Source organism: Flagellimonas sp. B-3 (genome assembly GCF_056857835.1).
On sequence record NZ_JBSXNW010000010.1, the window covers coordinates 20,643 to 44,528 of the forward strand.

At 41.4% G+C, this 23,886-nt stretch carries 20 protein-coding genes; 9 read left to right on the forward strand and 11 right to left on the reverse strand.

Annotated features, from left to right (window positions below; all coding sequences use genetic code 11):
• The first annotated feature begins 109 nt into the window (after positions 1-109).
• The 7 genes from AC13CS_RS00800 (at position 110) to AC13CS_RS00830 (ending at position 7,611) form a co-directional block, all read left to right on the forward strand.
• Complete coding sequence (locus tag AC13CS_RS00800) at positions 110-1,057, forward strand: ATP-grasp fold amidoligase family protein (protein WP_482888303.1); 948 nt, start codon at positions 110-112, stop codon at positions 1,055-1,057.
• Complete coding sequence (locus AC13CS_RS00805) at positions 1,054-2,124, forward strand: glycosyltransferase family 4 protein (protein ID WP_482888304.1); 1,071 nt, start codon at positions 1,054-1,056, stop codon at positions 2,122-2,124. Before AC13CS_RS00800 ends, AC13CS_RS00805 begins: the two co-directional genes overlap by 4 nt.
• A complete protein-coding gene (locus AC13CS_RS00810; RefSeq protein ID WP_482888305.1) occupies positions 2,124-3,314 on the forward strand; it encodes an O-antigen ligase family protein in 1,191 nt (396 codons plus the stop codon). The genes AC13CS_RS00805 and AC13CS_RS00810 overlap by 1 nt, the downstream gene beginning before the upstream one ends.
• 6 nt (positions 3,315-3,320) lie before the next feature.
• Positions 3,321-4,676 (forward strand): murein biosynthesis integral membrane protein MurJ, encoded by a 1,356-nt coding sequence (gene murJ / locus AC13CS_RS00815; protein ID WP_482888306.1) that lies wholly within the window; start codon positions 3,321-3,323, stop codon positions 4,674-4,676.
• A 66-nt stretch (positions 4,677-4,742) separates the two neighbouring features.
• Positions 4,743-5,324, forward strand: coding sequence for a serine O-acetyltransferase (locus tag AC13CS_RS00820; protein ID WP_482888307.1), 582 nt, complete (start codon positions 4,743-4,745; stop codon positions 5,322-5,324).
• A 16-nt stretch (positions 5,325-5,340) separates the two neighbouring features.
• The gene (locus tag AC13CS_RS00825) at positions 5,341-6,435 is read left to right on the forward strand and encodes a glycosyltransferase (RefSeq protein ID WP_482888308.1); all 1,095 of its coding nucleotides are present in this window, start codon (positions 5,341-5,343) and stop codon (positions 6,433-6,435) included.
• 27 nt (positions 6,436-6,462) lie between these two features.
• Positions 6,463-7,611: a glycosyltransferase gene (locus tag AC13CS_RS00830; protein WP_482888309.1), complete on the forward strand. Its 1,149-nt coding sequence runs from the start codon at positions 6,463-6,465 to the stop codon at positions 7,609-7,611.
• A 71-nt stretch (positions 7,612-7,682) separates the two neighbouring features.
• On the opposite strand, the gene AC13CS_RS00835 is transcribed toward AC13CS_RS00830, so the two are convergent.
• The 9 genes from AC13CS_RS00835 to AC13CS_RS00875 form a co-directional block, all read right to left on the reverse strand.
• On the reverse strand, positions 7,683-8,855 hold the full coding sequence (locus tag AC13CS_RS00835) for an OmpA family protein (RefSeq protein WP_482888310.1): 1,173 nt from the start codon (positions 8,853-8,855) through the stop codon (positions 7,683-7,685).
• A gap of 116 nt (positions 8,856-8,971) precedes the next feature.
• Positions 8,972-9,400 (reverse strand): hypothetical protein, encoded by a 429-nt coding sequence (locus AC13CS_RS00840; RefSeq protein ID WP_482888311.1) that lies wholly within the window; start codon positions 9,398-9,400, stop codon positions 8,972-8,974.
• Positions 9,401-9,438: 38 nt separating this feature from the next.
• Positions 9,439-10,581: an N-acetyl-alpha-D-glucosaminyl L-malate synthase BshA gene (bshA, locus tag AC13CS_RS00845; protein WP_482888312.1), complete on the reverse strand. Its 1,143-nt coding sequence runs from the start codon at positions 10,579-10,581 to the stop codon at positions 9,439-9,441.
• A gap of 29 nt (positions 10,582-10,610) precedes the next feature.
• Entirely contained in the window at positions 10,611-13,523 is a 2,913-nt protein-coding gene (locus tag AC13CS_RS00850; protein ID WP_482888313.1) for a serine hydrolase domain-containing protein, read from the reverse strand.
• A 263-nt stretch (positions 13,524-13,786) separates the two neighbouring features.
• On the reverse strand, positions 13,787-14,269 hold the full coding sequence (locus tag AC13CS_RS00855) for an ABC transporter ATPase (protein WP_293165132.1): 483 nt from the start codon (positions 14,267-14,269) through the stop codon (positions 13,787-13,789).
• A 77-nt stretch (positions 14,270-14,346) separates the two neighbouring features.
• Positions 14,347-15,138 carry a (Fe-S)-binding protein gene (locus tag AC13CS_RS00860; protein ID WP_293165134.1) on the reverse strand — a complete coding sequence of 264 codons (792 nt, stop codon included), beginning with the start codon at positions 15,136-15,138 and terminating at the stop codon, positions 14,347-14,349.
• 10 nt (positions 15,139-15,148) lie between these two features.
• Positions 15,149-16,474, reverse strand: coding sequence for a 4Fe-4S dicluster domain-containing protein (locus AC13CS_RS00865; protein WP_482888314.1), 1,326 nt, complete (start codon positions 16,472-16,474; stop codon positions 15,149-15,151).
• Positions 16,475-17,461: an MlaD family protein gene (locus tag AC13CS_RS00870; RefSeq protein WP_482888315.1), complete on the reverse strand. Its 987-nt coding sequence runs from the start codon at positions 17,459-17,461 to the stop codon at positions 16,475-16,477.
• Between the two features lie 65 nt (positions 17,462-17,526).
• Complete coding sequence (locus AC13CS_RS00875) at positions 17,527-18,720, reverse strand: N-acetylmuramoyl-L-alanine amidase family protein (protein ID WP_482888316.1); 1,194 nt, start codon at positions 18,718-18,720, stop codon at positions 17,527-17,529.
• A gap of 130 nt (positions 18,721-18,850) precedes the next feature.
• On the opposite strand from AC13CS_RS00875, the gene AC13CS_RS00880 reads away from it, so the two are divergent.
• Both AC13CS_RS00880 and AC13CS_RS00885 read left to right on the forward strand, forming a co-directional pair.
• Entirely contained in the window at positions 18,851-21,544 is a 2,694-nt protein-coding gene (locus tag AC13CS_RS00880) for a putative LPS assembly protein LptD (RefSeq protein WP_163627324.1), read from the forward strand.
• A gap of 40 nt (positions 21,545-21,584) precedes the next feature.
• Positions 21,585-21,965, forward strand: coding sequence for a RidA family protein (locus tag AC13CS_RS00885; protein ID WP_293165144.1), 381 nt, complete (start codon positions 21,585-21,587; stop codon positions 21,963-21,965).
• Here AC13CS_RS00885 and AC13CS_RS00890 read toward each other — a convergent pair.
• The gene (locus AC13CS_RS00890; protein WP_293165146.1) at positions 21,958-22,809 is read right to left on the reverse strand and encodes an N-acetylglucosamine kinase; all 852 of its coding nucleotides are present in this window, start codon (positions 22,807-22,809) and stop codon (positions 21,958-21,960) included. The genes AC13CS_RS00885 and AC13CS_RS00890 overlap by 8 nt on opposite strands.
• A gap of 73 nt (positions 22,810-22,882) precedes the next feature.
• Complete coding sequence (gene gap, locus AC13CS_RS00895; protein WP_293165148.1) at positions 22,883-23,884, reverse strand: type I glyceraldehyde-3-phosphate dehydrogenase; 1,002 nt, start codon at positions 23,882-23,884, stop codon at positions 22,883-22,885.
• Between the last annotated feature and the right edge of the window lie 2 nt (positions 23,885-23,886).

Genomic DNA, 23,886 nt, shown 5'->3' on the forward strand with positions numbered 1-23,886 from the left:
TTAAGAATTCCTTTTTTAAATAGTTCGGATATCGATTAATCTGTTTCTTTGAACAGCTTTTTTTGATACTAATACTAAAAAATCAATCTTTGCCTTTCAAAACTGGGAAATGAAAAGTTTTTTAAGGAGGTTTTACCAAAAAAGTGAGATAGGTTTTTTAGTATTAACCCCCATTGCTGGTATTTATTACTTTTTCTTGCATAAGAAATACCTTTCCCCAGAAAAATTTACCCAACAACGGTTTAAAAAGAATTTGGGTTACGAACTTGATTTAGAAAACCCAACAACCTTAAATGAAAAAATCAATTGGTTAAAACTCAATTACAACAACCCTATTGGAAGTAAGTTAGCAGACAAGTATGAGGTTAGAAAGTATATAGAAGAGAAAATCGGAAACGAATACCTAATACCACTCGCTTTTGTCACATCCAACCCTAAGGATATTGTTCCCAAAAATCTTCCTGATTATCCGGTAATTATAAAAACAAACCACGATAGTTCCGGAGGAATTGTGGTGAAGGATAAAAATGAATCAATAAATTGGAAAGAGATTCAACTTCGGTTGCGCAAAAATATGTCCCAGAACTACTATTGGGATAATAGAGAGCTTGTTTACAAAGATATAAAACCACTCATTATTGTTGAAAAGCTACTGGATGATGGCACTGGAAGTTTTCCGGCTGACTACAAACTACATTGCTTCAATGGTAATGTAGAAATGATAAGCGTGGATATGGCAAGAGGTTCCAAAGAACATTTTCGCAATTGGTACAACAAAGAATGGCAAAAACAGCCATATCAGTGGTCCAAAATGCTTAAAAATTCTTCGAATAAAAATTCTAGGGACATTGAAAAGCCTAAATGTTTGGACGAGATGATTAAGCTATCTGAGGATTTATCCAAAGAATTCAAGTATTTACGGGTCGACTGGTATTTAATCAGCAATAAACTCTATTTTGGTGAGTTAACCTTATACCACATCGGTGGAACAGGTCCTTTCAAGCCCGATTCTTGGGACGCCAAACTTGGTGAAAAATTAAACATTAAAGACCAATGAGAATAGACTTCAGCATTGATAGGTTGAGCGGTGGTGGAGCCGAACGAGTTATGGTGACCATAGCAGATGCACTCGCAGAAAATCACGAAGTAAGGTTAATTACATTCAACGATGGTGATCAATATACCGTATCAAATAAAGTACGAAGGATAAAACTACATCAAGGTTCCATTAAAAACCATAAACTAAGATCTATTTATAATTTGTGTAGTTTTTATAAAAAGCAAGAACCAAAACCTGATGTTTTGATTTCCTTCATGCCTCCCAATGGTTTTATTGCCATAGTGGTTGGACTCTTGCTTAAAATCAATGTAATCGTTTCGGAACATATCAATCATACGTTCAATAGAAAAAGTAAAAAAGACTTATTTGTACAAAAATACTTTTACAGATTTGCTGACTTTGTTACCGTTTTAACAAATTATGACGTTGATTACTTTTCAAAGATGGGTGCAAAAGTAAAAGTAATGCCAAATCCTATAACGATACCCAGTCAAATAAAGCCTTTCAATAAAAGGGAAAAATCGATTCTATTGGTAGGTTCTTTAAATCGATACCATCAAAAGGGGTTTGATTCTTTCTTGCCAGTTGTGGCTCCGATTTTAAAAGAACACAGTGATTGGACACTTCGGATTTTAGGGGGAGGAGAAAAAGGGTTGCCACATCTCAAAAATATTGCATATGGCTTAGGAATTGAGCAACATATTGAATTTGCTGGATTTTGTCCTAATGTTTTTGAAATTATGCAGAATTCCCAAATATTTGTGCTACCATCAAGACATGAAGGACTACCAATGGGCTTAATGGAAGCCTTAAGCAATGGTATGGCCTGTATTGCTTACGATTGTGTATCTGGACCAAGTGAATTGATTGAAAATCAAGTAAATGGAATACTTGTGAAAAACCAAAATGCCGAATCGATGCAAGATAATCTGAGGCTTTTGTTGGAAGATGACAAGCTACGGATGGCTTTAGCGACTAAAGCTCCCCAAAGTATGCAAAAGTTCACTTTATCAGAGATTATTAGAAAGTGGGAAGCTTTATTTAAAGAACTAAGTACAGATTAATGGAGTCAAAGCCTGAGATTTTTCCCATACTACGTTATGCTATTTTAGCGCTGATTCTATGGAACTTACCAGGATTTACCCTAGTATACATTAATGGCACACTATCCTCTTTGTTAAGCTATGCTTCCTATGGTTTATTACTTGCCTATGTTATACTCAATAAAAAAACAGGAAACTGTTATGAGCTGTTATTATTTGGAACTCTTTATTTTTTAATCAGCATCTTAGTCAGCCAAGAATATATAGTTGATTTGTACTCTTTCTATGTCACAGTAATAAAGTACTTCATTATTATATGGGGAGGTTACGAAGTAGTGAAAAGAACTAGTCAAAAAGAACTTTGGTTTTTTTTATTGGTTGGTGCTTTTTCTATTTTAGGTAACATTTTTTTATTTCCCAGTCCAATAGAGAATTATGGGCGCTTCAGTGGATTTTATATGGATCCCAATAATGGAGGTTTGGTCTGTTTAATGGGGTTTGCTTTAAGTTTTACTATAATAAAATCATTCAGGCTCTTTAGCAAGCTATCCTTTACAGGCTTAGGATTGATTACTTTTTCCAGAACCTTTATGATTACTTGGTTGCTACTAAATCTGATGTCCATTCGTTTGAGCATAAAAAACGCCAAAATGCTTCTCATTGGGTTTGGAGTGCTGACTTTGCTTGTAACCTTTAACGAGTTTCTGCCGGTTAAAAACGAACGCTTGGAACAGCTTGGAGCTTTAATTAACGGAACCGAACAAAATGATATTAAAGAGTTGAACAAAGATTCACGTACTGAAACATGGGCTCGTTATTACGATGTTTTATTTGAGAATCCTTTTTTTGGTAACGGGTACAGATCATTTCTGGGGCATGGAGTAGTTCCTACAAAATGGGGGGTTCATAATTCATATCTTTTAATTTGGGGGGAAGGTGGAATTCTTCCTTTTTCCGTATTTCTTTTTTTTCTAGGCAAGCTATTTTTAAGGGGGTATCAGCAGTTCAAAGAGAAACCTTATGCTTTGTTAATGATGACTGGTATTGCGCTTTTTTTTATGACCAATCATAATTTTATGACTAATGAGTATGCCATTTTTATCCTCATGTGGATTTCAATTCAATTGAAAAGATACACTTATACCGATCAATTCCGGCGTTTCTCACTAGATAACCAAGAAATAGCTCTAATTAAGGCTGATCAACACTAAGAAATAATGCCAAAAGAGAGAAAAAAAAGCTCCTTTCTTCACCTGTTAAAAAAGTTCCAAGGTCAACTATTTTCTAATATACTTACGGTGGCTTTGGTTTCGCTATTGGTTAAGGGAATAGGTTTTTTTAAAGAAATTATAATAGCTGATACTTATGGGGTCTCTGAACTTTTGGACACCTATTTGATAGCAGTGCTAGTTCCTACTTTTGTGCAGAACGTTTTTTTAAGTTCGTATAATAGTGTTTTTATTCCCAACTATGTCTTGGAAAAGAAACAAGGTCAAGATGTGGGTGCATTCCAAAGTTCCAGTTTTTTCATTACCATTATATTAGCGCTTTTAATGATGGGGATTACCTATTTGGGTATTGATGTTTATCTGGAAGTGCTTTTTCCGGGGCATGAAGCACAATATTACGGACTTATAAAAGCACAATTGTGGCTCGTATTGCCCTGTATGTTGTTTTGGGGCATAACCTCTCTTGTAGCTGGTCTGCTTATGGTCGATGACGAATTCTTGCACTCTAGCATCAATGCTATTTTTGTACCATTAATTACCATTGTTTTTCTAATATTCTTTCAACAGGAACTACAAGAAAAAACTTTGGCAATGGGAATGTTGGTCGGAAGCATATTGAGTTTTTTATATGTCGTTGTTGCGGGTTTCAAGAAAAAAGTCATCCATATAAGTCGGCCCAATTTAAAAAGCAAGAATATTCAAATTCTGCTTAAACAGTTTCCCGCCAAAATATCCTCAGGATTAATTATGGGGCTAACACCAATGGTTGACCAGTTCTTTTCGGCCCAACTGGCAATAGGTGCAATTGCCGCTCTTAATTACGGTAATAAAATACCTCTAGTGGTATTGAGTCTTATAAGTGTATCTATTGGCAACACCCTTTTACCCTATTTTTCCAAAAAAGCCACAGAAGGTCAGAAAAAACTTTACGAATATCTACATAGAGTATTGGGCTCGGTATTGGCAATTCTCAGCATATTGGCAATACTTCTTATTCTTCTGTCAAGATTTATCATTGAAACTCTGTTTGAAAGAGGGTCCTTTACCGCAACGGATACGGAACAGGTATATGTTATTCAACAAATGTTTCTAATTCAACTTCCTTTTTATATATCGGCCATTGTTATGAACAAGTATTTGACTGCTATCAATAGGAACAATTTCTTGGTTGTTTCTTCTTTAGCTAGTTTAGTTTTAAATATTATATTTAATTATATTTTGATTCAGATAATGGGAATCAAAGGAATAGCATTAGCAACGTCATTTATATATTTAGGCAATGCTCTTTTAATTTACATTTATATTAGACGAATCAATAGAATCGAGGTGAGCACTAAGGAATAAACAAATATGAAACTGATTAGGTAATTAATTTATACTAGAAGTGCGGTAAAAATGTTTAGTAAATATATGATTTCAACTAAAGAAGAATACCATTACTATTTGAAACAAGACGCCCTAGCTAGAGGTGATGTAGCCAGCTCTTTTGTGGGGAAAATTAAACAAGCACTTCTACCAAATCCCACTTGGAAGTTTCAAAAAAAATTGAGGAAATTAGAATATTACACAAACTGTAAAAAAGGTTTTTTATCAAAAATCTATTTAAATTTTTTGCGCTTTAAATTCAACAAACTTTCGCTAAAACTTGGCTATTCAATACCTCCCAATGTATTCGGTCCCGGCTTATGTATTATTCATTATGGCACCATTGTAGTTAACAGTAGGGCACGAATAGGAAAAAACTGTAGAATGGAAGTCTGTGTTAACATAGGTGCATCTGGGGGTAACCCTCAAGCACCGCAAATCGGTGACAATGTCTATATTGCCCCCGGCGTTAAAATATATGGAGATATATCGATTGGAAATAATGTAGCCATAGCGGCTAATTCGTCGGTTAATAAGTCTTTTGACGAAGATGGAATATTATTGGCTGGTTCCCCAGCCAAAAAAATAAAAGAAATTGATATCAAAAGAATAATTAAACATATATAAAGATATCAGCAAAAAATTGAAGGTTGACACAAAAAAAAAGATTCTGTTCTTTATCCCCAGTCTTTCCGCTGGTGGTGCAGAGAGAGTAATGTTATTTATAGCTAAAAACCTAGATAAGCATAAATTTGATGTTAAATTAGTTGTAATTGGGTTTAAAAAAGATACACTCTTTGACACCTCAGGCGTAGAAGTAATATACTTAAAACAAAAAAAAGTTAGGCTCGCCCTTTTCAAAATCTTAAAACTATATTGGGTTAATAGACCAGATATAGTTATGGGCTCTCTAACCCATGTGAATTACAATATTGCCCTTGTCTCATACCTTTTTCCGAAAACTATCTGCATAGCAAGAGAGACTTTTGTGTTGAGTGTCGGTAAAAAATTCAATAATTGGGATCAAAAAGCTTTCCACAGAATTAATGCTATAGTATCTAAAATTGCCCACAGGAGAATCGATTATTTCATATGCCAATCCCAAGATATGAAGAACGATATGAGTAGTATTAAAAAATATGAAAATAGAAATATTGTTACGATCAATAATCCGGTGGCAGAGGATATCGAGGTCAAAGATTCAATTCCCTGTGGAGATATAATGCAATTTATAACCGTTGGTAGATTAGTGAAGCAAAAAGGACATCAACGAATAATAAAAGCATTGTCAAAATTAAAAATTCCTTATTGCTATACTATTATCGGAGATGGTGGGGAAAAAGACAATATTTTCGATTTTGCAAAAGAGAAAAATGTCTCGGCTAACATAAATTACATCCCGAAAACGGATAAGGTGTATCAGTTTCTTGAAAAAAGCCATTTGTACCTACAAGGATCATATTTGGAAGGTTTTCCGAACGCACTTATTGAAAGTTTAGCCGTTGGGACACCTGCCCTGGTATACCAAGCTCCTGGGGGTATGAACGAAATTATAGTGCAAGGGGAAAATGGTTTCATAGTAAAGAATGATAATGATTTTGTAGAAAAACTATCATATTTGATAGACCATCAAAAATTATTTCAACCAAATCAGGTGGCCAAACATGTGAGGTCCAAATACTCCGCTCAAAGCATAATCAATAAGTATGAGAATTTATTTGAAAAAGCATCGAGATAGCCAAAAATATTGACAAACAAACCTGTTTTGAAAAAAAACCAGCATATCTCAATCTTCATCAACTCCTTGGCCGGGGGCGGTGCCGAAAGGGTCACCTCCTACCTCCTCCCTTATTTGGTAAAAAAAGGGCAGTCCGTGGTTTTGGTACTGACCGAGGAAGAACTGGCCTACCCTGTTCCCGAAGAGGTTCCCATTCATTATTTGGCCAAATCAAAAAAAAACGAATCCGGTATTCTAAAATTGGCAAAGCTCCCATGGTTGGCATATAAGTATGCGCATTTTTTAAAAAGGAAAAACATTACACATTCCTTCAGCCTTTTAACGCGCCCCTGCTACGTGAATATAATGGCGCGCTGGTTTACCAATCATCCCTACAAACTCATGATCAGCGAACGCAACTTTCCGAGCATGCAGTATGGGGGCAATGAACTTCAATCCCGGATCAATAATTTTTTGGTGAAACGCCTATACCCAAAAGCGGATTTGGTGGTAAGCAATGCCAAGGCCAGTGCCCAGGATTTGGTCGATAATTTTGGCGTTCCCAAAGAACGGACCCAAACCATATACAACCCCATCGATATTGACAAAATCGACAAAATTGAAAAATTGGAAGGCTTTTTTGATGCCAATTATGTGAACGCCGTCAGTATTGGCCGGCTTGTTCCAGAAAAAAACCACAGCTTTTTGTTGGAGGCCGTGGTCCCTTATAAAAACCTACGCCTCTACATTTTTGGGGAAGGTGAACTTAGGTCGCAACTGGAAGCCAAGATCAAACACCTTGGATTGGAAGAACAAGTGTTTTTGATGGGTTTTGAAAGCAATCCGTTCCAATATTTAAAAGCTGCCGATTTCTTTTTGTTCGGTTCCTTAAACGAAGGATTCCCCAACGTGCTCATGGAGGCCATGTGTTGTGGCCTGCCCATTGTAAGCACCAATTGCAAATCGGGCCCCGACGAAATGATGGAACTGAAAGAGGCCAAAACCGATGATATCATGTTTACCGACTATGGTATTCTAACTCCGGTAAACAATGTAGCCTGCATGCAAAAGGCCTTGGATTATGTGTTGCAACATCCCGAATTTTTGAAGGCATGCAAGCCCAAACTTTTACAACGAATCCAAGATTTTAGGCGCGAACCTATATTGGAGGCCTATCACCAGTTGATTACTTCTTAATTGCTATGCAATTACAAACAAAAAAGCCATGGTCAACAACCATGGCTTTACTTTATGCTTAGCTTTTTTTACTAGAACCCGACTATCTCAAAATCGGACCTCCTGTTTTTCGAATGTTGCTCTTCGGTACAACGTACCCCATCGGCACATTCGTTTACCAATTGCGTTTCCCCAAAGGCCTCATGACTGACCCTATCCTCAGATATTCCCTTTGTAATCACATAATCCACGGTACGCTCTGCCCTTCGCTCCGAAAGCCATTGGTTGTACTTTTCCGTTCCCCTGGAATCGGTATGGGCAGTAACCCTGATTTTCAATCCAGGTTCGTCGTTCATGATGACGACCAACTGATCCAACAATTCTTTATCTTTTGAAGTCAAGTAAGAGGAATTGAGCTTAAAGTACACATTCCCCAAATCGTTTATCTTGGTCTGCAATGCATCTCTTCTAGCTTCTTCTGCTTCCCTTTTTGCCTTTTCCGCTGCAGCTAGTTCAGCGGCCTCTTTTTCTTTTTGAAGTCGTTCGGCCAGCAATCTTGCTTCTTCTTCGGCTTTGGCAATGGAATCCTGAACCCTTTGCTGCTCTTTTTCCATTTCCTGCAATAAGGCCAATTTCTCCTCCCCTTTTCTGGAAAGTCCTTTTTCTACATCAAACCTATAAGCTACACCTATTGCATGCTGAATGTGATTGGTTGCATTTTCCGTGTCCATGGCCCATTTTCCTGTGGAGTTGAAATCCAATCCCCAATGGTCAGAGAGCCATGTCCTAAACCCTAAAACAGCGTTATATGTACCTCTACCTTGATTGTTGGCATCGGTATACCCCGCACCAATTCCTACGTAGGGATCAAAAAAACCCATGTGTCCCAAAATCATGTCTAAATCGTAGCTTACCCTAAAATCAAGCCCCCAATAATCCACATCTCCTGGATTCACATTGTTGTCCACAATTTTTCCTTCCTTGTATTTGTTGTAAGAGCCTATGGCCTCCAAGCCAAGACCGTTTTTAAAATAACGGCCAAAACTAAGCCTGGACGGATAGGGCACTGCGTTCCATGCATCGCCTATGTCAAAAAGCCTTCCAAATTCATCTCCGGAGTCATCCACCACATTGGTTCCCAACGATACAAGCCAGTAGCTTTGTACAATACTATCCTTCTTGGTCAGTTCTACGTCTTGGGCATAGGCCATGGCAAAAGAAAAAAAAGCCACGACCAATAGGGTCAAAGGTTTTGAAATATTCATTTTTACTCGATTTGAGGTTTATCGCCTTCAAAGCTATGGCAAGCCCTTAAAAAAAGAAACTTTGCACTTCAAAGTGCGCTTATTTTCGATGAGAGGCAAAATATATTTTGAAAGTCCTAATGGTCAATCCTTTGGAAAGTGATGGTTTTATCGACCAATGGCATTTTGTAGAGGTAAAAGGGAAAATTAGTGGCCTGAACCGTGGTTGCTTCCTCCTTTTTCTGCTCAACAAGCTCCAAGGCCATCGAAATTTCCGCGTCGGTCTCCTTCAATTTGGACAATACGGGCATTATATCCCCTTTCTGTTCCCCCAAACAGACCAAAATTACCAGCTCTTTGGAAAAATCCACAACGGGAACGGGTAGGCCAGGTTTACGGGTTTTGTTTATTTCAGCATAAAATTTTCGCAACGCTTTTGCATCCCGGATCACCCGTGCCCCGAATACATCTATGTTGATAAAATCATCATGGTCTATCAATACCATGCCCTCCATTGCTTCGCCCGCAGGGGAATGCCCCTCTTTTTGGGCCCTACAGGAGAGCAAACAGATCAATGCTATGAAGACGACTATATATCTGATGGTTAAAAAGTGTTTTTAAAGCGTGATTTAAAAGCCTTTTCATAAAGGTCTTCGTACAAGGGCAGCACATGTACTATATCAAATTTTGATGCCACATTGAATGCATTTTCCTTAAACTTTTCCAAAGTTTCATCATCCTTTAAGATCTCTATCGCCCGAGCCGCCATGGTCTCCACATCACCTACATTGGCCAAATAACCGGATACCCCGTCGATGTTTACTTCGGGAATCCCCCCTGTGTTGCTGGAAATTACGGCCACCTTGTTGATCATCGCCTCCAGCGCCGCCAAACCAAAGCTTTCCGTTTCCGAAGGCAACAGGAACAAATCGGAAAAACAAAGGATTCGATCAATTTCATTGCTATTGCCCAAGAACAACACTTTGTCCTTCAGGCCCAAAGAATCGCACAGATCTTCCGCCTTTTCCTTTTCGGGTCCTTCGCCTACCATAATGAGTTTTGCAGGCATTGTTTTTTGGATCTGATGGAATATTTTAATGACGTCGGGGATGCGCTTAACCTTTCTAAAATTACTGATATGGGTAATGATCCGTTCATCTTCCCTTGCCATCATGGTGCGTTGGCAATCCGTATAATTGTTCTTGTACTTGGTGGTCTCGATAAAGTTGGGAATCACCTCAATATCCTTTTCAATATCAAAAAGTTTTAAGGTCTCCATTTTCAAGGCCTCGGAAACCGAAGTCACCACATCCGATTTATTGATACTGAAGGTAACCGCCGGTTTATAAAAGGGGTGTTTGCCCACCAAGGTAATATCGGTTCCGTGCAAGGTGGTGATCATCGGGATAAAGATCCCGTATTCCTGGAGCATTTTTTTGGCCATATAACCTGCATAGGCATGTGGTATGGCATAATGCACGTGCAACAGTTCAATATCGTACAGTTTGATGGTATCCACCAACTTACTGGAAAGCGCCAGCTCGTATGGTTGGTAGTGGAACAAAGGATATTCCGGTACGTGTACCTCATGAAAATGAATGTTGTTCCCCAAAAGTTCCAAACGCACAGGTTGACGGTAGGTAATAAAGTGTACTTCATGGCCCCGCTCTGCAAGGGCAATACCCAATTCCGTGGCAACAACACCACTACCGCCAAAGGTTGGGTAACACACAATCGCTATTTTCATAAGACAAATCTAAGGCAATTATTTATTACCTAATTAATAATGGAATCATAAATGGCCTGCTGAATACGTGTCCGCAATCCAGATTTGATCAATAATGTATTCGTTGCAGACGGGTAGGTTCTGTTCGACAGAAAAACATAGACAATTTCCTCTTCGGGGTCGGCCCAGGTATAGGTTCCCGTAAATCCGCTATGGCCAAAGCTCTGCCTGGACACACAACCACAGGTAGGGCCTTTTTCTTCCAGTTGGGGCTTATCAAAACCAACGCCACGCCTCACATTTTTGTTACAGAAATAGCAGGTATTGAACCGCTTCACCGTACGGGGGTTAAAAAACCGTTCCCCTCCGTAGTAACCGCCCTGTAAGTACATTTGCATGATCTTTGCCACCTCATTGGCCGTGCTAAAGAGTCCTGCATGGCCTCCTACACCGCCCTGCATGGCCGCACCCATATCGTGCACATAGCCCTGCACCGTCTGATACCTGTAATAGTCGTCCTCTTCGGAAGGAACTATCTCCTCTTTGGAAAATTTTTTTAAGGGATTAAAGGTGGTTCGTTGCAGCCCCATGGGTTTGTACAGGAACTCATCGATCAATTCGTTGATAGGCCTTTTATAGGTATCCTCAATATACTCCTTGAACACATAATAGCCCACATCGCTATACCGGTACCTGTTCGATTTAAGGCTTTGTCTGCCAATCCTGCTATAGATGGAATCTTTATATGACCTGGTCAGATATAAATGCTCGGCAACTTTATACGGAAATGCCTCCGATGGGTTTTGCCTGTAAAATTCCGATGATGGCTTTCGGTCCTTGTTCAAGGTATCCAAGTAAAAGGCAATCCAGGAAGGCAATCGCCCATAGTGGGATAGGGCTTTGAGGACGGATACCTCTTTCAACTCGGTATCGGCATATTCGGGAATCAGCTCCCCGAATGTATCGTTCAGGGCAATCTCCCCCTCTTCCTCCATTTTCATGATCAAGGGCAAGGTGGAGAGAATCTTCGTTAGCGAAGCCAGGTCGTAAATAGATTGTTCTGTGATATGCTCCTTGGATCGATAGGTGGGTTTACCAAAATTCTTGTCGTAGACAACCTTTCCCTTTCTGGCAATCAATACCTGTGCCCCTGGAAACATCAAGGAATCCAGTCCATGTTGTACCAAGGTATCGACCTCGGCCAAAAGTTCGGAGCTCATCCCCACCCGTTCTGGAATACTGTACCCCAAACGTTGAATGGGCTCAACATCAACACCTGTGCCCACTGGAAACTCGCCATGGGCCGATACGGGCAGTTTGCCCGATGCCCCAATGGCACCAAAAATAAGCTCGGCCACCTTTTCTTGTGCAATGGTACTGTTCTGATAACCGACCACTACCCCGTCCATAGTATCAAAATTGAGGACATCCAACAAAGCGTACGGCCTAGCGAACAGGGCCAAAATGGTGTTACTGGTCCGCAAACGGGATATTTCCTCCAGCCAAAAAAGCTCGTTCTTTGAAAATTTGTAGCCTTTCCAAGGACTTGAATTGTCCTTATGGAAACCGATGATGACCAAATTATACTTCGCCAGCTCCTTTTTATACTGGGCAATATCCTTGGCCTTGATATGGGTTACTTTGTAATATTTGTTCAATGCTTCGTGGAAAGTGGCCCCGGGATCATCACCAAAATGAACGTATGCAATTTTTTTATTGTCCAGTTTTTTGATGGGCATCAACGAAAAATTGTTCTTGGCCACCGTAATGGCGGCTTCAATGGCCTCTTCGTAAACCACATCGTTTTCAATGCCGTTCAAATCTTCAAGGAGGTTTTCCAAACGTACGGGCCGATAATTGTACAGACCTGCCTTATACTTGGCCATCAATATTTTTTTGACGGACTTGGCCAATCTTTCCTCCGTGACCACACCATTGTTATATGCCTTTATGAAAGTTTCTTTGGCCTTGAGCACGTTTTCCGGCATCAACAATAAATCATTCCCTGCCAAAAAGGCCTGCAATTCCACCTCGCCTTCGGGGGCAAAGTCCGAAACTGCCTTCATGTTCAAAGCATCGGTGATGACCAAGCCTTTAAATCCCAATTGGTTTTGCAACACTTCCGTAACTATGTTTTTGGAAAGTGTTGATGGGTGTCCCTCCCTTGGTTCCAAACTAGGCACATCCAAATGGGCCACCATGGTAGAGCTCAATCCAGTGCTCATTACTTCTTTGAAAGGATACAGTTCAATCGAATCCAATCGCTCCAAAGATGAGTTGATGATGGGCAAGGATTTGTGTGAGTCGGTAGCGGTGTCGCCATGTCCGGGAAAATGTTTACCACTGGTGAGTACGCCTGCTTTTTCCATGCCCCGAACAAAGGCCCTTCCCTTTTCTGCCACATTTTTGGGGTCTTCGCCAAAAGAACGGTTACCTATGATGGGGTTTTGCGGATTATTGTTCACGTCTAAATCCGGGGCAAAATTAATGTGTACCCCAAGACGTTTGGCGTGTTTTCCGATCTGATGCCCCACCTTTTCCACAACGGTACTATCCTGGATTGCCCCCAGGGTCATGTTCCACGGAAAAGCGTAGGTGGAATCCAAACGCATGGCCATGCCCCATTCGGCATCGGAACCAATGAGCAATGGCACTTTGGATGCAGCTTGATATGCGTTGGTCAATTGTGCTTGTTGGACAGGTCCCCCCACTAAAAAGATGACCCCTCCAATACCTTCGGATGCGACAAGGTCTCTTACCCTATCCGTTGCGGATTTACTTTGGTTCGATGCAACGCTCACCATAAACAACTGTCCTATCCGTTCTTCAAGCGTCATGTTTGCATAGTGGTTCTCCACCCATGCCATTTGGGCCACGGAGTCTTTAACGACCAACGGGTTAAATTGCCCGATAGCTTGTAAACAAAACAGTAGAAAAAGGGGGAGATGGAGATTTATCCGCATAAAAATCTTGTCTAAGACCTGAACTTATTGGCAATAAAAATATTGTATTTCATCGAGGAAAGCATAAGATTTAAGATAATTTAAGAGTGTAGCGCTTTAGTTGTTGTAATTCTCTGTTCTACTAAAATCCCAAAAAGCAATATATCCCGTTCGTAGGCAAAGACAGGTGCCGAGAAGTGTCTGTGGTCAATGAAAAAATCTCGGTGTTGGTTTATGCCTTGAAATCAATCGAATTTAAAGGTTTGACGTCCAGTATTTAAAACCTATACAAACCTGGAGTGCCAACTTTCGCTGGCAGGGACTTCCCAATGGTCCAAATATTCCTGTTTTGTGGCCACCAAGTTGTTAAAAACAATGGTGTTCGGGGAAACCGATTTGGCCTTGGCCATTTTCTTGAAATCTTTTAGGGGCTTGTAGGCAATGTATTCACCTTGTTTGAAGGATACGTTCATCCTGTCCAGCAATTCTACATTGTATTGCTGCTCCAGACTTTGGATAAAGTGTACCGAAGCGTCAATGGAGCAACCCGATGCACTTACATTGGTCTGGTCCAATCCGATAACGATAAATCGCTTGTACTTTATCTCGAATCCGGCATGTAAATTACTGCCATGTGCGGTCCATTCCTTTAGGAAAGCTGTCAGGCCCTCTTCCAGTTCCTTCAGTTCTTCTTCGGTAAAACTCCTATTGGATTGATAGATCCAAACTCTGGAGTGGTCTGGCAATTCATTGAAATCTGCTAGCATTTTTTTGTTTATTTCGGTCTCGACCGCCTACCCATATTCGGGAGACATGCGCTCGACCTGACATGTTTATATTCAATTTATAACCCTTGGGAACTTGCCAATAGTTCGGCTACGTCCAAAACGGTGACACTATCTTCTTTTTCATGTGCTTTTATCCCATCCGTCATCATGGTATTGCAATATGGGCAAGCTGTTGCAATAATATTGGGGTTGGTTTCCAAGGCATCCTTGGTACGCAATACGTTAATGTCCATATCCCCTTTTTCGGGCTCCTTGAACATTTGGGCACCTCCCGCCCCACAACATAGGGCAGTTTTCCTGTGTCGTTTCATTTCTACCAATTCAGCACTGGTCTTGCCGAGCACTTCCCTTGGTGCATCGAAAACGGAATTGGCCCTGCCCAAATAACAGGGGTCGTGGAAAGTAATGCGTTTTCCCTTGTATCCGTCCCCCGAAATGGACAAACGCCCGTCATCAATAAGTTCTTTGAGATATTGTGTGTGGTGGACCACATCATAATTGCCGCCTAAACTTGGGTATTCGTTTTTTAAGGTATTAAAAGAATGTGGATCGCAGGTGACTATCCGTTTTATTTCGTAGCCATTCAACAATTCTATGTTCATCATGGCCTGCATTTGGAACAAAAATTCGTTGCCTGCCCTTTTGGCTACATCACCCGTGGAACTTTCCTCGGTGCCCAAAACGGCAAAATCCACATTGGCCTTGTTCAACAATTTCACAAAAGCCCTTGTAATCTTTTTGGCACGATCATCGTAACTGCCCGCAGAGCCTACCCAAAACAAAATTTCCGGCTGTTTGCCCTCTGCCATAAACTCTTGCATGGTCTTTACCTTCAATTGTTCGCTCATAGTACTAGATTTATTCGTTCACCCAATTTAAACGGTCCATTTGATTGTAGGGCCAAGGGGCTCCGTTGTTCTCTATGTTGGACATCATATTGTTCAGTTCGGTAGGGGCGGCCGATTGCTCCATGACCAAATACCTGCGCATTTCCACGATAATGGACAAGGGATCTATGCTAACGGGGCAGGCTTCAACACAGGCATTGCAAGTGGTACAAGCCCAAAGTTCCTCCGTTGTGATGTAATCGCCCAATAATTCCTTGCCATCGGAAACAAACTTTCCTTTATTGGCATCTATATTTTTCCCCACTTCCTCCAGACGGTCGCGGGTATCCATCATAATTTTTCGTGGCGATAATTTTTTTCCGGTCTGATTGGCCGGACATTCCGAAGTACATCGTCCACATTCGGTACAGGTATAGGCATTGAGCAGTTGTACCCAATTCAAATCCATGACATCCGAGGCCCCGAATTTCTCGGGCTCCGCCGTATCATCCTCCGCGGGTGCGGCAAATGGGTCTGCATCGGGGTCCATCATCAGTTTCACCTCTTTGGTGACGGATTCCAGGTTATTGAACTGTCCCTGTGGCTTTACTTTTCCATAATAGGTGTTCGGAAAGGCCAAAAGGATATGCAAATGTTTTGAGTAATAGAGATAGTTTAAAAAAGCCAATATGCCCAAAATATGCAACCACCATGCTGTTCGTTCCACAAAGATCAATGAAGATTCCGATAGCCCGTCAAACAATGGAACAATAAACTGGCTCACGGGAAAGGACCCTGCTTGCACGTAGTGTTCTGCCCCTATCCGCTGTAACTGAAAATCCGTAGCATTCATGGTCAGGAACAAGAGCATCAGCACAAACTCGATATAGAGGATCATGTTTCCATCGGTTTTGGGCCAACCTTTCATTTCGGGTTTTATAAAACGCTGTATTCTGATGATATTCCTTCTGATCCAGAAAACCACTACGGCGACAATGACCAAAAGTGCCAATATTTCAAAAGACCCGATCAAAAAATTGTACACGGGGCCCAAGGGAGAAAACAACCTGTGTGTTCCCAAAAGGCCATCGAGGATAATCTCGAGCACCTCTATATTTATAATGATAAAGCCCACATAAACAATAATATGCATAAGACCGGCTATGGGCCGCACTACCATTTTGGTCTGTCCCAAAGCTATCTTTGCCATGTTTTTCCACCGTTGGGATTTGTTGTCGCTCACATCAATACCCTTTCCGAGTCTGATGTTCCGGGACAACTTTTTAACATTGCGGGCAAAGAACCCAATACCCAGAATCAGGGCTATGGCGAATACTATATTGGGCAGATATTCCATTTACTGATTTTCTTTTAGTCCCGTAGAATCCTGCTGCTCTGCGGGATCGTTCTCGGGGAGCGTGTACTCTTTTTGTTTTTTACCAAATACGGAAACATTGACATAGCGCTTGGGGTTTAGCCTAAAATCCTGCAACAATAGATCCAACTCCCTTGATGCATCGGCCAAATTGTTATAGAGCGCATCGTCTTGGTGCAATTTGCCCAAAGAGCCCTCGCCCCTTTCTATTTTGGCCAATATGTCGTTGAGCTTTTCCACGGTAGTCTTAAACTCGGTAAGGGTTCCACCAAGGTCGGAGTTTACCAGGGAATCGGAGAGTTTTGAGAAGTTGGAAGTGATTTGGTTTACATTTTTCAGGGAACTGTCCAACTGCATTTTATTGTTGTCCAGCAAAGTGTTCAGATGATCTGCGCTTCCCTTAAAGGATTTTACCAACTGATTTAATGAAACTATGGTTTCTTGCAGCTGTTTTTTGGTAGGGTCGTCCAATATCTGGTTCACATTCATCAATAATGTATCGGCGTTGGACACCGCTCCTTCGACCTTCATCTGCAAGGGCGTCAATTTTTGTTGTACCAACTCAGTGATTCCCGGCTTTATTTTGGATTGTAGCGTGTCGCCCGATTTTGCCCTTGGTGCTTTATCAAACACTGGAACAATTTGAACGCCTTTTCCGCCGATGATACCGGTATCGAAAAGTTCAGCAATACTGTTTTTGGAAAATTCAAATTCATTATTGATCGATAAGGTCACCAACAATTTACCGGAACTGTCCTTAAAATTGATACTGGTAACATTGCCCACATTGTATCCGTTAATGGAAACCTGGGTCCCGGGCTGTAATCCGCCTACATTGTCGTAAACAGCGTAAAAAGTCTTGTTGTTCTCAAAAAGTGGAGAGGATTTTAAGTAGCTAAGCCCAAAAATGAAGGCTACGATTCCAGCGACTACGATAATCCCAGTTTTGATTTCCCTGGATAGTTTCAAAAGATTCGGTTTATGGTTTAAACAAATTTAGGAATAATTATAACAAGAGTACTTTTGAGAGCATTCTACTTCAATACATCCGTAATGGGAACCCTTAGCCCGTTCTTGTATGCCACAATGTACGATGTTGTATAGCCTTTGGCATCCGCATTTTTCTTTAACCTCTTGGCCTCTTCATAAGTATTTGCATTACCGTACATATACCGGTACAGGTTTTTATACGGTTCTTTGGACAGTTCATTCAATCCATTGAAATTACTTCCATTGAGTGCAATATTTTTTCCACTGGCCATCAATTGCACTTTAAACACTACCCCTGTCTCTTCTTTGGCTTTCTTTTCTTCATGCTGGACCTCAGAAGACTTCTTTTCAGGCTGTTTCTCTTTTACTTCTTCTTGCTTTTCCGGACTATCCGTTGGTACGGCAGCAGCTATTTTATCCTCCTTGACTGGAGGGGTATCGTCCACTGGTGTGGATGTAAAGCCCATATCCTCTTTATAGGCCAACACGGCATCGGCAATGGCCTTTCCCATTTCCTCCTGTCCTTTTTTGGAGTTAAGATAGCTTCCCTCGTTTTTATTGGTCAAAAAACCGGCTTCCACCAAAACACTGGGCATAAAGGTTTGGTGCAGTACGATGAACCCTGCTTGTTTTACCTTTCTATCCTTGCGCTTGAGTCCTTTGGTAAAATTATCCTGTAGCTTTTTTCCCAATTGTATGCTCTGGTCAAGAAACTCTTCCTGCATAATGGTCAGCCCTATCACAGATTCTGGGGAATTAATATCGTACTCCGCATATCGCTGCTCGTAATCATCTTCCAAATAAATTACGGAGTTCTCCTTTTTGGCCACCTCAAAGTTTTGACGATTGGCATGCAGCCCCAACACATAGGTTTCCGTTCCGTAAGCACTGGAATTATGTGCATTGCAATGTACCGACACAAAAAGATCGGCATTGGCCTCGTTGGCGATCTCGCCCCTTACGAACAAATCGACAAAGGTGTCATCGTTCCTGGTATAGACTACTTTTATATCGGGGTGCTTTTCCAGCTCCTTCCCAACTTTTAGGACAATGGCCAGGGCTATTTCCTTTTCCAGGTACCCATTTCCAATATTCCCCGGGTCGTGCCCACCATGCCCTGCATCCAAGACCACAACAAATTTATCTTTGGGCAATACCTCGGTATCATTTTTGTTAAAAGAGGTCAAAGGAAGGACCAGAAGTAGAAAAACTAAAAATGCTAACCGACTTTTATTCATAAGAACTGAGTAATTATAGCGTTCATTAATGGTTAAAAATATCGTAATCACCAATAAGTAGAACAAAAAATATATGTAAGTTTGAGGCCAAAAACTGGGCCAAACTAGCACAAAAATAGGATTTATCACGTTGCAACCAAATAAACATCTTTTACTTTTCCTATTTGTTCTTCTTTGTGGCACAGTTACCTTAAGTGCTCAAGAAGACCTTATCAGACCTTTGCCCATCAAGGCTTCCAAGGACACCATCACTGCTCCTTTGTTGCCCCCGAACATCTTGAACGATTCGATAAAGACGGATTCCGTTGCAACGGATACCGTTCCCAAAAAACAGCCTTTGCTTTTGGACAAAATCAAATATAAGGCCAAAGACTATGTAAAACTTAGCCAAAAGGACAATAAAATTTACCTGTACGACGAAGCGGAAATCTATTATCAGGATACCGAGCTTAAAGCGGGAGTCATTGTTATGGACTATGTGAAAAACGAGGTCTATGCCGGGCGCATGAAGGATTCGTTGGGCAATTACTCGCAACTGCCTTTTTTTAAACAAGGGGACCAAGAGGTAAGGCCCGATTCCATCCGTTTTAATTTTGATACCCAAAAAGCCCTGATCTGGAATTCCAGAACCGAGCAACAAGCGGGTTTGGGACAATTGGGAAGCGACGCCATGAAAGTGTATGCCGAAAAGACCAAAAAAGAGAACGATTCGGTTTACTTTTTAAACGAGGGAAAACTGACCACCTCCAACGACACGGTAAACCCCGATTATTATATTAGGGTACGAAAAGCCAAATTTGTCCCCAAAAAGAAAATTATAGCGGGGTACAGCAATATGTACATTATGGATGTACCCACACCTGTTGCCCTGCCCTTTGCTTATTTCCCCTTGACCACGGGAAGAGTGGCGGGAATATTGTTCCCCACCTTTGGAAACGATCCCCGTAGAGGCTATTTTATCCAAAATGGTGGATATTACCTCCCTATAAGTGATTATGTGGACTTAAGTATTACGGGGGATTATTACACCAACGGCAGCTATGGTTTGCAGGGAAGTTCCATTTACACCAAACGCTATAAGTTCAAGGGCAATATAAACATCAGTTACGAAAACTTGGTCACCAGTCAAAAAGGTTTTGACGATTACAGCCGAACCAGCAACTACAACATTAGGATATCGCACTCCCAAGACTCCAAGGCCAGCCCCAATTCGCGTTTTTCCGCATCCGTCAACTTAGGGTCCAGTCAATATTACACCAACTCCCTTAACCAGGTAAACCGGAACAATTCGCAAACAAACACTTTTGCATCCTCCATAAGCTACTCCAAAACATTTCCGGCCTATCCATCGGTAAATACAAGTCTAACGCTGAGCCATACCCAAAACACCCGGTCGGAGGAACGTACCATCAATATGTCCCTGCCGAACTTTCAGGCAAGCATGGAACGTATCTACCCTTTTGTGAAACGGGATGAAATCAAAAAAGGGGTTTTTGAAAACATCAATTTTCAGTACGATGTCAATGCGCAGAACAGCATTACCACAACAGAGGAAAACTTCTTCAAAAGCGGTATGTTCGATGATGCCAAAATCGGGGCAAGGCACAGAATACCCATTGCGACCAATTTTAAACTGGCCAAATACCTTAGTGTAAGTTTAAGTGGTAATTACGAGGATGTATGGACCATGAAAACCATTAGGCGGCAGTATGATGCCGAAATGGAAGAAGTGGTCACCGACACCATTTCGGGTTTTGATCGTTTTAACCGATATAGTTTTGGAACCAGTATAGGTACAACAATGTACGGTACATGGAACCGTGGTGAGGATAAAAAGATACAGGCGTTACGGCACGTAATGCGCCCATCGATCAGTTATAGCTACACCCCTTCCTTTGAGCAGTTCTACGAATCCTATACCGATGGGGATGGCGAAGAGGTTCAGTACACTCCCTACGAAACCAGCATCTATGGAAGACCTTCCCTGAACAAAGGTAGTTCCTTGAGCTTTTCCCTTCAGAACTCCCTTGAGGCAAAGGTCAGGGACAAAGATTCCACGGCCACCGAACCCAAGAAAGTAAAAATCTTGAGCAATCTTTCGTTTTCCGCCAGTTATAACCTAGAGGCGGATTCCTTAAAGCTCAGCCCGGTAAGTATGAGCGGGGCCACCGAAATCATAAAAAATGTTCCCATTAATTTTGCCGCCACTTTTGACCCCTATGCCATTGATAACAATGGTCGCCGCATCAACACCCTCAATATAAAAAATGGCGGGGGCATTGCAAGATTGACCTCAGCAAGGATAAATACCAGTTTTTCGCTAAACAGTGAAATGTTCCAAAAAGGAGGCGCAGAGGAAAAAAGCGACGAGGAAAAGCAATCGGATTTTAGTGACAACCCATTTGCTATGGATGATGTTCGTGGAGATCGTGCGTTTGGCAGAGGACAGACCGGGGGGCAACAAAACAAAGGCAACACACAGGACAATCCTATTTACAACAATAAACTGCCTTGGGATGCCCGCTTTACCTATGTGGCCTCATACAACAACAGTAACCGACAGAGTGAAATCACCAATCATTCCTTAATGTTCTCGGGGAACATTCAGCTTTCACCCAAATGGGAGGTAGGCTTTAACTCTGGGTATGATTTAAAGAACAAAGGTTTTGCCGATACACGGTTCGCCTTTAAACGCGACCTTGGCAGTTTTAGACTAAGTTTTGACTGGACACCCTTTGGCAGGTACGAACGTTGGTACTTCTTTATTGGGATAAAGAGTTCCCTATTGAGCGATATCAAATGGGAAAACAGAAGTCAGCGATAATTTTAGCTCGATATTTTTTACCTTGAACCAAAACATTCTCATGAAAAAAATAATAAATACTTCAAAAGCACCGGCACCTATTGGGCCGTACAACCAAGCAGTACTCATAAAAGATACGCTTTATATATCCGGACAAATTCCCATTGATCCCACAACGGGAGAATTGGTTAAAGACGATATAAAGGCTGAGACCAGACAATCCATGGAAAATCTAAGGGCCATTCTGGAAGAAGCGGGAATGACTTTTGAGCACGTCATCAAGTCCTCCATTTTTATAAAGGACATGAACCAGTTTGCCCAGATCAATGAAGTGTACGGCACTTATTTTGATGCAGATACCGCACCGGCAAGGGAAACTGTGGAAGTCGCAAACCTTCCCAAGTTTGTCAATGTTGAAATATCGATGATCGCTGTTAGATAGTACCCTGGTGAAACTCCACAAGACCCTCGATGGGCCTACGTCGGATGACACCCAAGATCAAATCGTTGCGTTCCATACAGGCCTTCAGCTCATCCCTTAAAAAGTGGGCTATGCTCCCTACAAAGCTAACGGGCACCTTGGTGGCCAGTTCGTATTGCATGATGTAATTGTTCACGAACTGCTGAAGTCCCTTTTCAATGACCCCTTTGCAATAAGGGTGCTCCTTGTTTTCAATGATAAAACGTGCAAATGTGGCCAAATACGTGTTTGGGTTGGGTTGCTTGTACAGATGATCTTTAATGACATCGGCATCCAGATCGAATTCCTTGGCAAATTTTATACCAAGGTCTTGTGGCATTTTATGGAAATAGTAATCCCGGATCAGTTTTCTTCCAAAGAAGTTCCCACTGCCATCGTCCATTAAAATGTAACCAAGTGATGTTACCTTCTGGATCAGCTGGTGACCATCGTAATAACTACAATTGGAACCGGTACCCAAAATACAGACAATACCCTGTTTGCCAATTTTAGTGGTGGCATAAATAGCGGCATAGGTATCTTCCCTCACCTCGGCTTTGGCATTGGGAAAGAAATCCTTGAAGATGGATTTCAAAAAAATTTTCATTCTATCGGTACCACAACCGGCACCATAAAAAAACAATTGACGTACTTTTTCCTTGTTTTTGGAAAGTTCAAAATTATTGGCCAACCTGTCCTCTATTACTTCTTTGGTAAGTACTTCCGGGCTAAGGCCCAAGGTTTGGGTAACAAACAGTTGTTTCCCATTATCATCCAAGGCAATCCAATCGGATTTAGTGGCACCACTATCCACAATCAAAACCATACGTCGAGATTTATATTGAAATCCTGAAGAGAGGAATCCCCCCTTCAGGATAAAAAATTATTGAGATAAAAAATTATAGGCTTGCTGCGTGCAGGGCCAAATCAACCAATTTGTTGGAATAACCGGTTTCGTTGTCGTACCAAGAAACCACTTTGAAAAATTTGGAATTTAGCTCAATTCCAGCACCTGCATCGAAAATGGAAGTTCTAACATCTCCAACAAAATCTTGGGAGACTACAGCTTCTTCGGTATATCCCAAAATTCCCGACAATTCCCCTTCGGAAGCAGCCTTCATAGCAGCTTTGATACCTTCGTAGGAAGTCTCTTTTTCCAATTTTACGGTCAAATCCACTACGGAAACATCTGCAGTAGGGACCCTGAACGCCATACCTGTTAGTTTACCTTCCAACGAAGGAATAACCTTGGTTACCGCTTTTGCAGCACCAGTAGACGCTGGAATGATGTTCAAAAGGGCACTTCTACCACCTCTGTAATCTTTTTTAGAAGGACCATCAACGGTCAATTGGGTAGCCGTTGTAGCGTGTACCGTTGTCATCAAAGCTTCAGCAATACCAAACTCATCGTTAAGAACTTTGGCGATCGGTGCCAAACAGTTGGTGGTACAAGAAGCATTGGATATAATAGTGTCCGTTGCCTTAACATCTTTATGGTTAACACCCATAACAAACATTGGAGCATCCTTGGATGGAGCGGAGATCACGACTTTTTTGGCACCACCATCAATATGTGATTGGGCCATGTCCAAAGTGGTGAAAATACCGGTACATTCTGCAACGACCTCAGCGCCGACCGCATCCCATTTTAAATTCTTTGGGTCGCGTTCTGCCGTAATCCTGATTGTATTACCGTTTACTACCAGATTTCCATCTTTCACGTCCACGGTACCTTCAAAATTTCCGTGAACAGAGTCGTACTTCAACAAGTAGGCCAAGTGCTCAACATCCAACAAATCGTTGATTGCCACAACATCTACATCACCTCTTTTTACGGTTGCTCTAAATACCAACCTTCCTATTCTACCGAATCCGTTGATTCCTATTTTCAAATTTGACATGT

What these genes read in the sequence shown, in the direction of transcription:
- AC13CS_RS00800 (WP_482888303.1), top strand. Translation starts at nt 110, where the DNA reads ATGAAAAGTTTTTTAAGGAGGTTTTACCAAAAAAGTGAGATAGGTTTT.
- AC13CS_RS00805 (WP_482888304.1), top strand. Translation starts at nt 1,054, where the DNA reads ATGAGAATAGACTTCAGCATTGATAGGTTGAGCGGTGGTGGAGCCGAA.
- AC13CS_RS00810 (WP_482888305.1), top strand. Translation starts at nt 2,124, where the DNA reads ATGGAGTCAAAGCCTGAGATTTTTCCCATACTACGTTATGCTATTTTA.
- murJ (WP_482888306.1), top strand. Translation starts at nt 3,321, where the DNA reads ATGCCAAAAGAGAGAAAAAAAAGCTCCTTTCTTCACCTGTTAAAAAAG.
- AC13CS_RS00820 (WP_482888307.1), top strand. Translation starts at nt 4,743, where the DNA reads ATGATTTCAACTAAAGAAGAATACCATTACTATTTGAAACAAGACGCC.
- AC13CS_RS00835 (WP_482888310.1), bottom strand. Translation starts at nt 8,855, where the DNA reads ATGAATATTTCAAAACCTTTGACCCTATTGGTCGTGGCTTTTTTTTCT.
- bshA (WP_482888312.1), bottom strand. Translation starts at nt 10,581, where the DNA reads ATGAAAATAGCGATTGTGTGTTACCCAACCTTTGGCGGTAGTGGTGTT.
- AC13CS_RS00850 (WP_482888313.1), bottom strand. Translation starts at nt 13,523, where the DNA reads ATGCGGATAAATCTCCATCTCCCCCTTTTTCTACTGTTTTGTTTACAA.
- AC13CS_RS00855 (WP_293165132.1), bottom strand. Translation starts at nt 14,269, where the DNA reads ATGCTAGCAGATTTCAATGAATTGCCAGACCACTCCAGAGTTTGGATC.
- AC13CS_RS00860 (WP_293165134.1), bottom strand. Translation starts at nt 15,138, where the DNA reads ATGAGCGAACAATTGAAGGTAAAGACCATGCAAGAGTTTATGGCAGAG.
- AC13CS_RS00865 (WP_482888314.1), bottom strand. Translation starts at nt 16,474, where the DNA reads ATGGAATATCTGCCCAATATAGTATTCGCCATAGCCCTGATTCTGGGT.
- AC13CS_RS00875 (WP_482888316.1), bottom strand. Translation starts at nt 18,720, where the DNA reads ATGAATAAAAGTCGGTTAGCATTTTTAGTTTTTCTACTTCTGGTCCTT.
- AC13CS_RS00885 (WP_293165144.1), top strand. Translation starts at nt 21,585, where the DNA reads ATGAAAAAAATAATAAATACTTCAAAAGCACCGGCACCTATTGGGCCG.
- AC13CS_RS00890 (WP_293165146.1), bottom strand. Translation starts at nt 22,809, where the DNA reads ATGGTTTTGATTGTGGATAGTGGTGCCACTAAATCCGATTGGATTGCC.
- gap (WP_293165148.1), bottom strand. Translation starts at nt 23,884, where the DNA reads ATGTCAAATTTGAAAATAGGAATCAACGGATTCGGTAGAATAGGAAGG.